We start from the raw sequence: 13058 nt of genomic DNA on the forward strand, positions 1-13058 counted from the left end.
TTGTTTAAAGCGGTCGAAAGGATTGTTCTATAGGGTTGAACGCATTGTTTCATACAGATAAACGCATTGTCTCATACCTTGGTGATAGGTGATAGAGAAAAAGCGTTTTTTACTATGGAGAGGATACATGCTGAATTTAGTTTGCTTACACTTCCTCATGAACACTATTTATTTACACTGTTTTGAAATGGACATTGTGGATATCCATTTGTGTTTCTATATTTTCCACCTGCCGTATTGGAATCAGTTGAATCGTATATTCTGTCATTGGTTTCATATTCTTCAGCCTTATATGTGTCTTAGTGGCTTTTACATTCTTTGTCTGTATAAGCGTTTTGCCGTCTTTTTCATATAATTTAATTCTATAGTCGGTAGCTCCCTTTATATCTTTCCATTCCAGCGTGACTTTCGAACTACCTATATCCGATACGACCGGATCTGTGGGCAACTGTATCGGTTTGCCTTCGATGTGGTGGGTTGCCATAACTTTTGTCCCAGCGTTATACCAATACCAATAAAGGAAGTTTTGTAAAATAGCAGTATTGAAGGTCTGTCCCGGTTCCGGCTCTATCGGATGACAGACATCCTCTGACATGACGATGCCATCACCCCGGCAATATCCGAAGTAGTCGCCCTCCGGATGATCCAGCTTCATGTTTGCATCCACCGGGATCCAACCGTATTTTTCCAGATAGAAGTCGGCCCATACATGAAAAGTACCATTCGGCCTTACGGTAACGATGTGGCGGGCAGGGATCTGTTTAGCTCTCAATAAGTTTACAAAGATAGAGGCCAGATTGCCGCAATCTCCTCCGCCTGCCGATAAGATAGTTGCTATTTTATGAATGCCCGTATTCGGATTTAGATATTTATAATTGGCCCCCACATGTTCGTAGCACAGTCGGGCATAATCTATTATATTTCCTTTCGACTCGTTCCATAAGTTATCTGATATTTCTTTGATGCGGGCATTGCCGGTGTCGATATATTCCCCCTTGTTGGTAGTGTATCGCTTATAAATTTCCGATTGTGTATTATATGGATATATTTTTTTGAACTGCTTCATATCGATATACATGGGGTATAAGGTTATGTGGAAGTTCTCAGTGAGAGAGTAGCTATCACCTTTTGAAGGCAGACCTGATGTTTTCAGGTTTCTGAGATATTGGTTATTAGAATTTTCTACATCGAGCACTTCACCTGAAGAATATTTAAAGTTGGCAATCTCCTGATAGTTGTTGCTCTGTGGAACAGGTAGGATAATAGTTGTTTTTGTAAGTTCACAATCCTGATTCTTTAAAGTTACCGAGTTCGTGATTTGATAACTTGTTTGAGCATTCAATGTTACAGAGGTTATAATCAATATGCAGATTAGTAAAATTCGTGTCATCATCATAAGTATGTTTTAAGTAATTTACAGATTTTCTTACTCACAAAGGTAACCGTTATATTTTAATATCAAATTGGTTATTTCATGTTTTTCCCTTCATTTACATCAAGATATATGAATCCTTATATATTCATGATTGGTAGAATCATATTTGTTTTTTATATGTTAATTCAAAACCTAACGAACTATTATTATGGATATTTCCTTATTTTTGCCCTTACTTCCGTAATGGAGGTTTATTTTTGAAATAAAACACTGAAATATTAAAACGAACAGAATGATGAAAAAGAATTACTGCTTACTACTTTTCCTATTTTGTGCTTGTATGATCCAAGCGCAAAATTCTTATCGGACAGATAAAGATATCTCATATATTCCTAACTCGGAAACAGATGCTTATCGTCGTGAACGTTGTAAACTGGATATCTATTATCCCGAGAATAAGAAAGACTTTTCGACCATTGTGTGGTTTCATGGAGGAGGGCTTGAAGGAGGAGGAAAATACTTCCCTAAGGAATTGACAGAACAAGGATTTGCGGTAATTGCTGTTAATTACCGTCTAAGTCCGAAGGCTAAGAATCCTTCCTATATAGAAGATGCTGCCGCTTCTGTTGCTTGGGCTTTTGATCATATAGAGAAGTATGGCGGACGTAAAGACCGTATTTTTGTTTCCGGTCATTCGGCGGGAGGTTATCTTTCATTGATATTGGCAATGGATAAAAAATATATGGCTGCTTATGGAGCAGATGCGGATAGTGTAGCTGCTTATCTTCCGGTCAGCGGGCAGACCGTTACCCATTTTACTATACGTAAAGAGCGGGGATTGCCGGATGGAATTCCTATCATCGACGAATATGCACCTGTGAATAAAGCGCGTAAAAATACAGCTCCCATCGTCTTGATTACTGGAGATAAAAATCTGGAGATGGCTGAAAGATATGAAGAAAATGCACTTTTGGCATCTGTATTGAAGAGTATCGGCAATAAAAGAGTAAAGTTGTACGAGATGCAGGGATTTGATCATGGACAGGTTGCAGGTCCTGCTTGTTACTTGATTGTTGATTATGTCAAGAAGTTCGGGCGATAGATTTTCGGGGGAGGATAGGTTATTCAAGGATAATATCTGTGCAATGTAATCGTTTTTATAGTTTTTGTATCATTTGTTATAGTGCAAACAGGACGTATTGCCTACTTTTACCTCCGAATTCATGAACTAATAAATAATTGCATTGCTATGAGGACATTAAGCAAAATTGTATTCATCCTTTTTATTTTTTTATTCTCTCCTTTGGTTATAATGGCTGGAGAAGTTACTTTTAAAATAACAAAGAAATATCTGAATTTCCCTATTTCTCATAAAGTAGATAGGGCAAAGATGACATTTCAAGTAAATGGGAAACCGGATTTGTCTGTCGTTATACGTTTGGCACCGGATGAAGCTGAATACTGGGTATTTAAAGATGTATCAGCTTATAAAGGCAAGACGATTAAAATCGGCTATGAAGGCGATGAGAAAGGATTAAGTAAAATATACCAGTCGGACGAGTTCGCAGGTCAAGACAATATATATAAGGAAAAGAACCGTCCACAATTTCACTTCACTACTCGTAGAGGATGGATCAATGACCCTAACGGATTGATTTATCACGATGGTGAATACCACTTGTTCTACCAACACAATCCTTATGAAAGAGATTGGGAGAACATGCATTGGGGACATGCAGTGAGCAAAGATCTGATACATTGGACAGAGTTGGCTGATGCGTTATATCCCGATCATCTGGGAACCATGTTTTCCGGATCAGCAGTTATTGACTATGATAACACCGCCGGATTTAATAAAGGAAAGACTCCTGCCATGGTAGCCGCTTTTACTGCCGCCAGTTCAGAGAAACAAGTACAGGGAATCGCTTATAGTCTCGACAATGGACGTACATTCACTAAATATGATAAGAATCCGGTCATAGACTCAAAAGCAAAGTGGAACTCCCAGGATACACGAGATCCTAAGGTTTTCTGGTATGCACCCGGGAAGCATTGGGTATTGGTATTGAACGAACGTGACGGACATTCTATCTATACATCTGCCAATCTTAAAGATTGGAAATACGAAAGCCATGTTTCTGGTTTTTGGGAATGTCCCGAGCTATTCGAACTTCCGGTTGATGGTGACAAGAATCATACAAAATGGGTGATGTACGGAGCTTCCGGCACTTATATGTTGGGTTCCTTCGACGGCAAAGTATTTACTCCTGAAGCAGGAAAGTATTGTTATACTACAGGAAGTATCTATGCCGCGCAAACAATTACCAATATCCCTGCCAGTGACGGTAGGCGTATTCAGATAGGCTGGGGAAGAATTTCTCATCCGGGGATGCCGTTCAACGGAATGATGATGTTACCAACCGAACTGACTTTGCGTACAACGAAAGAAGGTATCCGTTTGGTCAGTGTTCCCGTAAGAGAGGTTGAATCTTTATGTAAGCCTGTACGTTCATGGACTTCGTTGTCTTCGGATGAGGCTAACCGTAACTTAAAAGAATTCTATGACGCAGATTGTCTTCGTATTAAAACTACTATCAAACTATCTCATGCTACAGATGCAGGTTTTAACCTATTCGGACAGCGTATGATCGGTTATGATATGAATTCAAATACATTGAACGGCCGCTTCTATTCACCCCAAGATCCGACCAGCATGGAGCTTACTGCTGATATTTACATTGACCGTACTTCAATTGAAGTCTTTATCGATGGTGGCTTGTATTCTTATTCCATGGAACGCCGTCCGGACATGAATAATAAAGAAGGGTTACATTTTTGGGGAAATAGAATCGAAGTCAAAGATCTGGAAGTCTTTTCAGTAGATTCCATCTGGTAAATAATAACCTCTGTTGGGTAGAGGATAAATCATAGGTAATTAATCATTTCCGGGCAATCAGTATTTTGATATTGATTGCCCGGAATTTTTTTAGTGGGACTTGGTGCCTATGTAATTCCCAGTGAATCTCATTATTTTATTTATAAAGGTAAATATACTAGTGTATACAGGCTTTCGTAATACAGACATGGTATGAAATTACCATAACTGTGGTATTTACTGACAACAAAATCGGTGTTATTTTTGTAATATCTTAAAACAAAAGAATTTAAAACAGGAATATATGGAAAAGATAGCAAAGAGATTGACGGATTTGATAGGTAATACTCCATTATTGGAACTTGGGAAATATAATAAAAGTAAAGGGCTGAAAGCCCGTCTGGTAGCAAAGCTTGAATATTTCAATCCTGCGGGAAGTGTGAAAGACCGTATAGCATTGGCAATGATAGCAGACGCCGAAGGAAAAGGAGTTTTGCATCCGGGGGCTACCATAATAGAGCCGACGAGTGGAAATACCGGAGTAGGACTGGCCTTTGTTGCTGCTTCAAAAGGATATAAGTTGATTTTGACAATGCCGGATACGATGAGCGTCGAACGCAGGAATTTGTTGAAAGCATTGGGAGCTGAACTGGTATTGACTCCCGGTGCTGATGGAATGAAAGGAGCAATTGCTAAGGCAGAAGAATTGAAAGCCGCTACTCCCGGTGCTGTTATCTTACAACAATTTGAGAATCCTGCAAATCCAAATGTACATCTGCGAACTACCGGATTGGAAATATGGCGAGATACCGAAGGAAAAGTAGATATTTTCGTGGCAGGTGTTGGTACTGGCGGAACAGTAAGTGGCGTGGGTGAAGCATTGAAGATGCGTGATCCTAGTGTGAAGATTATTGCTGTAGAACCAACAGATTCTCCTGTTTTGTCAGGTGGAAAACCCGGTCCACACAAGATACAGGGAATAGGAGCAGGCTTTGTTCCTAAAACTTACAATCCTGCCGTAGTGGATGAGATTATTCAAGTACAGAACGATGATGCCATTCGTACCAGCCGTCAATTAGCGAAAGAAGAAGGACTTCTGGTAGGTATTTCTTCAGGAGCTGCCGTATATGCGGCTACAGAGTTGGCAAAACGACCGGAGAATGAAGGTAAAATGATTGTAGTATTGTTACCTGATACAGGGGAACGATATCTATCTACTATTTTATATGCTTTTGAAGAATATCCTCTCGGTGATGAGAAAAGATAATTCAATATGTTCTATCTCTAGTGTTGTGTATGGTTAGTTATATTAGAAATCGCTATAGAAACTCCTCAAAGAGTGACTATAGCGATTCTTGATTTTAATAAAACACAGGATACTTTTGTGGGTTAGGGCTCCTCATTAGGGCGCAAACCAAAAATTTTTCCTGTCATTTGTTTAACCGAAACTTGCCATACCTTCACATTTCGTACAGCAGGATCGGAGTATACAAACTCATTATCTGTATAATGTCGCATGATGATGTCCAGTGCATGGCGTTTTTCGTCCATATTTTCGATAAACTCTACTTTCCCCCTGCACATAGCACTTTCAGAACGCATACTATAGCTGCAAGCCACTTTCTCATGTTGGTAGACAAGTTTATGTCCGAGGCTGAACGTGATACAGACGTTATTATTGTGTTCCAACATCTCCACTTTGCTTCCTTCAGGACCTGAGTGCAAGTAGATTATACCGTTTTCATAACCAAAGTTCATGGGTACCACATAAGGGTTCCCCTCTAAATCCGTAATACCTACAAAGCAAGCATCACAATGCAAAATAATGGATTCAATTCGTTGTATATCCTCAATAACAACTGTTTTCATTGCTGTTTATTTATAAAGAATGAATACACAAAAGCCGCAGAGAAACAAATTTAAGATAATAAAAGCACTGCGACTTTTTGTGATAGATTTATTTTTCGATTAATTGAAAGTCCAATTGTTTCTTCTCTAAGTTTGCTCTTGCCACGCGAATAGTAATCGCATCACCCAAACTGTATGTCCGGTTTTTGCGACGTCCACGCAGACAGTAATTTTTCTCATCGAATTCGTAATAATCGTCATCCAGATCACGCATAGGAACCATTCCTTCGCATTTGTTTTCGTTCAGTTCTACATAAAGGCCCCATTCCGTAACTCCGGAGATCACACCATCATATACTTGTCCAAGGCGTTCACTCATAAACTCTACCTGTTTATACTTGATAGAAGCACGTTCGGCATTGGCAGCCACTTGTTCCATATTCGAACTATGATCGCATAGATCTTCATACTTCGTTTCCGATACGCTACGACCTCCATCCATATATTTTGTAACCAGACGGTGTACCATCATATCCGGGAACCGACGAATCGGAGAGGTAAAATGTGTGTAGTAGTCAAAAGCCAATCCGTAGTGTCCGATATTGTGCGTAGAATAACGAGCTTTTTGCATGGCTCGGATAGAGACAGTTTCAATCAGATTCTCTTCTTTCTTACCATGAACGTCATCTAATAAATGATTGATAGATTTCGAAATATCCGTTTTCGTTCCACTAGTACGTACTTTATATCCAAAGCGGGCTATGAACTGCGCCAGATTATCTAACTTTTCAGGATCTGGAAGATCATGAATACGGTAAGGAAGTACTTTAGCCTTTTTGTTCTTAGGTACTCTTCCTACTTTCTCGGCTACTGTCCTGTTGGCTAGTAGCATAAATTCTTCCACCAATTTATTGGCGTCTTTAGACTCTTTGAAATAAACACTGATTGGCTTTCCCTTTTCGTCAATTTCAAACTTTACTTCATAGCGGTCAAAGTTGATAGCTCCTGCGGCAAAGCGTTTCTCCCGAAGTGCTTTTGCTATCGTATCCAGCATAAGTACTTCTTCCTTAAAATCTCCTTCCTTTGTTTCGATAATCTGCTGTGCCTCTTCATAAGTAAAACGGCGGTCGGATCTGATAACTGTATGTACAATGCGAGAGTCGTTCACTTCCCCTTTTTCTGTAATATCGAAAATAACGGAAAATGCGAGTTTCTCTTCATTGGGTCGAAGTGAGCAGATAAAATTACATAAACGTTCGGGAAGCATTGGGATAGTACGGTCTACCAGATATACGGAAGTTGCTCGTTTCTCTGCTTCTCTATCGATGATACCACCTTCTTTCACATAATGGGTCACATCTGCAATATGTACGCCAACTTCCCATAATCCGTCTTTTAGCAGGCGAATGGAAAGGGCGTCATCAAAATCTTTTGCGTCTTTCGGATCGATAGTAAAAGTGGTTATTTGGCGGAAATCCTCACGCCGGGCTATTTCGTCGGAAGTGATCTCAGCAGGAATTTTATCCGCTGCTGTCTCTACCGCTTTCGGATAAACGTACGGCAATCCGAATTCGGCAAGGATTGCGTGCATTTCCGTTGTGTTATCTCCGGCTTTGCCCAATATGTCGATTACCTGACCGATGGGATTTTTGGCTTTATCCGGCCATTCAGTCACTTTTACAATTGCTTTGTCACCAGTCTTTCCCCCTTTTAATTTATCTTTCGGAATGAAAATATCATTGGCAAGCGTACGGTTTTCTGTTACCAGAAAAGCATATGAGTTAGCTACCTCTAGTGTTCCTACAAAGGTATCATTGGCACGTTCTAATATTTCAATAACCTCTCCCTCTGCTTCTCTTTTCTTTCGTTTGGCATAGAATACGATTTTTACTTTATCATTATTCATTGCATGTGCAGAGTTTCGTTCTGCAACGAAGACCGGTTCGCCTCCATCTTCGGGGATAAATGAATTCTTTCCATTACTCTTACGCTGGAATGTACCTACCATTTCTGTTCCGTGGCTATTCATGCGGAACTTGCCTTTCTCTATTTCGCTGATATAATCGTCGTCTGACAAGTCGTGTAGAATATCGACGCACAACATCTTTTGCGGATGAGTGGTGAGATGTAACTCCGCGAAGATATATTTCATACTGAGCGTTTCGTTGGGTTTGGCATGGAAAAAGTCTATCAATAATGCGGCCAATTGTTGTTTTCCCATTCTTTTACCGGCCTTCTTTTCTTTTTTTTCTTTCTTTTTCGCCATAATTGAATCGTTCTAAATTACTATTCTTACTACAAAGTAAATGATTAAATATCAATAATTCAAGATTTTCATGTACATTTGCCAATATCTTATTGATAATGTAACAAAATGGAGGATAAAAAGACTGCTCGTGAACGAGGAATTTATAAAGTCACGATAATCGGTAGTAGCGTTAATTTTCTGCTGCTTGTTTTCAAGTTTGTGGCAGGATTTATGGGGCATAGTGCGGCTATGTTGGCCGATGCAGTGCATTCATTGTCAGATTTTGTCACAGATTTGGTCGTTATTGTGTTTGTACGGATTTCCAATAAACCGCAAGATAAAACCCACGATTATGGACATGGAAAGTATGAAACATTGGCCACAGCAATAATCGGATTATTGTTGTTGGTTGTCGGTTTTGGAATATTGTGGAATGGAGCTTCCTCTATTTATGCTTTTATCAAGGGGCAACAGTTGGAAAAACCGGGGATGGTGGCTCTGATAGCGGCACTTGTTTCTATAGTTGCCAAAGAGATATTGTATCAATATACAGTGATTGAAGGGAAGAAATTGGATTCACAAGCTGTTATAGCGAATGCTTGGCATCATCGGAGTGATGCGCTTTCTTCTATCGGAACAGCGATTGGTATCGGAGGAGCTATTTTGTTGGGAGAAAACTGGCGGGTACTTGATCCGGTTGCTGCAGTGATTGTTAGTTTCTTTATTATAAAAGTAGCGATTCAGTTATTAATTCCTTGTGTGGATGAACTATTGGAAAAATCATTACCAGATGAGGTGGAAAAAGAAATTGAACAAGCACTGTTGTCTTTTCCGGGTGTGAGTGAGCCGCATCATTTGCGTACCCGGCGTATTGGTAGTTACTATGCCATTGAGGTGCACGTACGAATGGACGGAAATATTACATTGGAGGAAGCGCATGTTACTGCTACCGCAATTGAGCATAGATTGAAAGATATATTCGGTGAGGGAACATTAATCAATATTCATGTAGAACCTAAAAAGTAGTAATGGAGAGTATTTTGATCACAGGGGCAAGTGGGTTTATTGGTAGTTTCATTGTTGAAGAGGCTTTGAAACGTAAGTTTAACGTTTGGGCAGGAATACGGTCTACTAGTAGCAAGAAATATCTGAAGAACAGGAAAATTCATTTTCTGGAACTCGATTTTACTCATCCCAATGAACTTCGTGCCCAACTTTCCGGTTACAAAGGGACATACAATAAGTTTGATTACATCATCCATTGTGCCGGTGTCACTAAGTGTATTGATTCAAAATCTTTCGATTACGTGAATTATCTACAGACGAAATATTTCATCGATACCTTGAAAGTGCTTAATATGGTTCCCAAACAGTTTATTTATATTAGTACGCTGAGTGTTTTTGGACCAGTGCGCGATAAGGATTATTCTCCTATTGAGGCAGATGATACTCCAATCCCTAACACTGCTTATGGGTTAAGTAAACTAAAGGCTGAACTTTATATTCAAAGTATTCCCGGATTCCCTTATGTTATTTATCGTCCTACAGGAGTGTATGGTCCACGAGAAATGGATTATTTCCTGATGGCGAAATCCATTCAACGTCATATGGACTTTTCAGTTGGTTTCCGTCGGCAGGATTTGACTTTCGTTTATGTAAAAGATATTGTTCAGGCAATTTTCTTGGGAATAGAGAAGAAAGTAGTACAGAAAACTTATTTTCTGTCGGACGGTAAAGTATATCAGAGTCGTGTATTTTCGGACTTAATTCAAAAAGAGTTAGGCAATCCGTTTGTTATTCGTGTGAAATGTCCATTAATTGTGCTAAAAGTTATATCTTTGCTTGCTCAATTCATTGCCATGCGCTCAGGAAAGTGCAGTACATTGAATTTGGATAAGTATAAGATAATGAAACAACGCAATTGGCAATGCGACATTACCCCTACAATAGAAGAATTAGGGTATACTCCCGAGTATGATTTGGAAAGAGGAGTCCGTGAAACGATTGCCTGGTATAAAAACGAAGGATGGCTTTAGACTTATTTAAGCGTGTAGAAACCCGGAAAGGGTTGTTCGCAGTGGAGAAGATAACATTGATTTATAATCTGCTGACCTCCATATTAATTCTGTTCCTGTTTCAGCGAATGGACCATCCATGGCATATGTTGCTGGATAGGGCAATGATTGCTGCAATGACTTTTTTGTTGATGTACCTTTACCGGCTGGCTCCTTGTAAGTTCTCGGCTTTTGTACGTATTGTTATACAAATGAGTTTGTTGTCCTACTGGTATCCGGATACTTTTGAGTTTAACCGCTTTTTCCCGAATCTGGATCATATCTTTGCTGTAACTGAACAGTTTATTTTCAATGGTCAGCCCGCTATCTGGTTCTGTGATACTTTCCCTCATTTATTGGTGAGTGAAGCATTTAACATGGGATACTTCTTCTATTATCCAATGATAGTGATTGTAACTTTATTCTATTTTATCTATAAATTCGATTTATTCGAGAAGATGTCTTTTGTATTGGTCACTTCTTTCTTTATCTATTACTTAATTTATATTTTCATTCCGGTGGCAGGACCGCAATTCTATTTCCCTGCTATTGGGATTGAACACGTGGCAAAAGGAACTTTTCCAGCTATTGGTGATTATTTTAATCTTCATCAGGAATTGTTGCCGGGACCAGGTTATCAACATGGATTTTTTTATAATCTTGTAGAGGGTTCCCAACAAGTAGGTGAACGTCCTACAGCCGCATTTCCCAGTTCCCATGTCGGTATTTCCACTATACTGATGATTATGGCGTGGCGTGGTAGCAAGATACTGTTTGGCTGTCTGTTGCCGTTTTATCTATTATTATGTGGAGCTACCGTATATATTCAAGCTCATTATGCAATTGATGCTATTGTAGGCTTCTTCTCAGCTTTTCTGTTGTATGTGGTGGTAACCTGGATGTTTAAAAAGTGGTTTGCAGTGCCTATGTTCAAATAGTTTCGGTGATTTTCTTGTTTTGTATAATGATTACAAGTAATCATCATGCCACAATAGGATAATTGTTGCAATAGATCTAATAACTTTCATATTGCTAAAGTTTTAATTAGATATTTTCATTAGCTGATGACATGATGGTATGTACCTCTTCAAAGATATGGAAAAGGTCCTCTTTTGTTTCCGCCCTAAGCATAGCAATACGAGTATTGCGGAAATTCGGAATACCTTTAAATATAGGGCTGGCAGCCAGATGGCGACGAACATGCAGGATACCTCTACGCTCATCTAGTAAGTTTACGCTGTCGATTACTTCTTGTCGAAGTACTTCCATGCACCATTCAAAACTGAGTGGAGGTAACTCTTCCCCTGTCTCTAGGTAGTGCTTCATTTCTTTGAAGATCCAGGGACGTCCGAAGCTGGCACGTCCGATCATGACTGCATCTACTCCATAACGGTCAAAGCATTCTTTACAACGTTGAGGAGTGGTTACGTCTCCATTACCAATGATAGGAATATGCATTCTTGGGTTATTCTTGACTTCACCAATTAAGGTCCAGTCTGCCTCTCCCGTATACATTTGTGCCCGGGTACGACCATGAATGGTCAATGCCGCAATGCCACAATCCTGTAACTGCTCTGCCAGATCAACGATAATCTTGTTGCTTGCATCCCAACCTAATCGAGTTTTTACAGTGACAGGTATCTTGACTGCATCTACTACGGCACGAGTAATCTCCAACATTTTGGGGATATTCTGCAACATACCTGCACCTGCTCCCTTTCCTGCTACTCTTTTCACCGGACACCCGAAGTTTATATCCAGAATATCCGGTTGTGCCTGCTCTACGATTTTAGCAGCTTCAACCATCGTTTCCGTATCTTTACCGTATATCTGGATAGCAACAGGCCGTTCTTCGTCACTGATACTTAATTTCTGTGCGGTTTTGCTGACTGAACGAATGAGGGCGTCGCTGGATACAAACTCAGTGTATACCATGTCGGCACCAAACTTTTTGCACATCAGGCGAAAAGCAGGATCTGTAACGTCTTCCATTGGGGCGAGCAGTATGGGATGTTTTCCCAGGTCTATGTGGCCTATTTTCATGAATAAATTGAACTAATGATTATTATACTGCAAAAATATGGAAAAAATACCTACTTTTGTATCTATTCATTCATTTAACAAATTTAGAATTATGAGAAAAGGTCTGTTTTTAACAGCTGTAAGTATGATAATGCTTTTCGCTACTGTAACTTCGGTTTATGCACAAAGTGATAATAATAAAGAATATAGAGCAACGTTGGAGAAGATGATGAATCTTTCCGGTGCTTTAGAAGTTTCGAAAACGATGGTACCGCAAATGGTAAGTATGATGAAACAAGCTTCACCCGGTACAGCGGACGCTTTTTGGGATGATTTTGCTGCTAAATGGAAAACAAAGTTCGCTGATAGAATGGTGGATCTCTATGTCCCTATTTATCAGAAATACCTGACTATAGATGATCTAAAAGATTTGATTGCATTTTATGAAACTCCAATTGGAAAGAAATTAGCAGAAGCTACTCCTAAGATGACTGTAGAAGGAATGCAGTTGGGACAGAAGATAGGTATGGAAATGGCGACTGAACTTCAGAATGAGTTGAAGGCCCAGTAAGATAAATTAAGTCTTAGATACAGATAAACTTTGTACCTTTGCACTTTCTTATCATATTTAAAAGA

11 protein-coding genes are annotated in these 13058 nt (G+C 39.5%); 7 read left to right on the plus strand and 4 right to left on the minus strand.

Features of this window, described 5'->3' with window-relative positions; genetic code table 11:
• Positions 1–172: 172 nt before the first annotated feature.
• On the minus strand, positions 173–1393 hold the full coding sequence (locus tag CZ225_RS01910; RefSeq protein WP_077152777.1) for a transglutaminase domain-containing protein: 1221 nt from the start codon (positions 1391–1393) through the stop codon (positions 173–175).
• Positions 1394–1670: 277 nt separating this feature from the next.
• Between CZ225_RS01910 and CZ225_RS01915 the strand changes: the two genes are divergently transcribed.
• The 3 genes from CZ225_RS01915 to cysK all read left to right on the plus strand — a co-directional run bounded on the left by CZ225_RS01915 (position 1671) and on the right by cysK (position 5517).
• Positions 1671–2477: an alpha/beta hydrolase gene (locus tag CZ225_RS01915; RefSeq protein ID WP_077155645.1), complete on the plus strand. Its 807-nt coding sequence runs from the start codon at positions 1671–1673 to the stop codon at positions 2475–2477.
• 147 nt (positions 2478–2624) lie between these two features.
• On the plus strand, positions 2625–4271 hold the full coding sequence (locus tag CZ225_RS01920) for a glycoside hydrolase family 32 protein (protein WP_077152778.1): 1647 nt from the start codon (positions 2625–2627) through the stop codon (positions 4269–4271).
• Between the two features lie 283 nt (positions 4272–4554).
• Positions 4555–5517, plus strand: coding sequence for a cysteine synthase A (gene cysK / locus CZ225_RS01925; protein ID WP_077152779.1), 963 nt, complete (start codon positions 4555–4557; stop codon positions 5515–5517).
• A gap of 122 nt (positions 5518–5639) precedes the next feature.
• Here the strand turns inward: cysK and CZ225_RS01930 are convergent, their stop codons facing one another.
• Positions 5640–6119: a pyridoxamine 5'-phosphate oxidase family protein gene (locus CZ225_RS01930; protein ID WP_077152780.1), complete on the minus strand. Its 480-nt coding sequence runs from the start codon at positions 6117–6119 to the stop codon at positions 5640–5642.
• 88 nt (positions 6120–6207) lie between these two features.
• Complete coding sequence (gene rnr, locus CZ225_RS01935) at positions 6208–8364, minus strand: ribonuclease R (RefSeq protein ID WP_077152781.1); 2157 nt, start codon at positions 8362–8364, stop codon at positions 6208–6210.
• A gap of 108 nt (positions 8365–8472) precedes the next feature.
• On the opposite strand from rnr, the gene CZ225_RS01940 reads away from it, so the two are divergent.
• From CZ225_RS01940 to CZ225_RS01950, 3 genes are read left to right on the plus strand one after another with little or no spacing between them, the layout of a single operon-like run.
• On the plus strand, positions 8473–9372 hold the full coding sequence (locus CZ225_RS01940; protein WP_077152782.1) for a cation diffusion facilitator family transporter: 900 nt from the start codon (positions 8473–8475) through the stop codon (positions 9370–9372).
• 2 nt (positions 9373–9374) lie between these two features.
• Positions 9375–10382, plus strand: coding sequence for an NAD-dependent epimerase/dehydratase family protein (locus tag CZ225_RS01945; RefSeq protein WP_077152783.1), 1008 nt, complete (start codon positions 9375–9377; stop codon positions 10380–10382).
• Positions 10373–11338 (plus strand): phosphatase PAP2 family protein, encoded by a 966-nt coding sequence (locus tag CZ225_RS01950; RefSeq protein WP_077152784.1) that lies wholly within the window; start codon positions 10373–10375, stop codon positions 11336–11338. The genes CZ225_RS01945 and CZ225_RS01950 overlap by 10 nt, the downstream gene beginning before the upstream one ends.
• A 106-nt stretch (positions 11339–11444) precedes the next feature.
• On the opposite strand, the gene dusB is transcribed toward CZ225_RS01950, so the two are convergent.
• Positions 11445–12443: a tRNA dihydrouridine synthase DusB gene (gene dusB / locus CZ225_RS01955; RefSeq protein ID WP_077152785.1), complete on the minus strand. Its 999-nt coding sequence runs from the start codon at positions 12441–12443 to the stop codon at positions 11445–11447.
• Positions 12444–12534: 91 nt separating this feature from the next.
• Between dusB and CZ225_RS01960 the strand changes: the two genes are divergently transcribed.
• A complete protein-coding gene (locus CZ225_RS01960; RefSeq protein WP_077155646.1) occupies positions 12535–12993 on the plus strand; it encodes a DUF2059 domain-containing protein in 459 nt (152 codons plus the stop codon).
• Positions 12994–13058: the final 65 nt, after the last annotated feature.

This window comes from Bacteroides bouchesdurhonensis (assembly GCF_900155865.1).
Classification (GTDB): Bacteria; Bacteroidota; Bacteroidia; order Bacteroidales; family Bacteroidaceae; genus Bacteroides; species Bacteroides bouchesdurhonensis.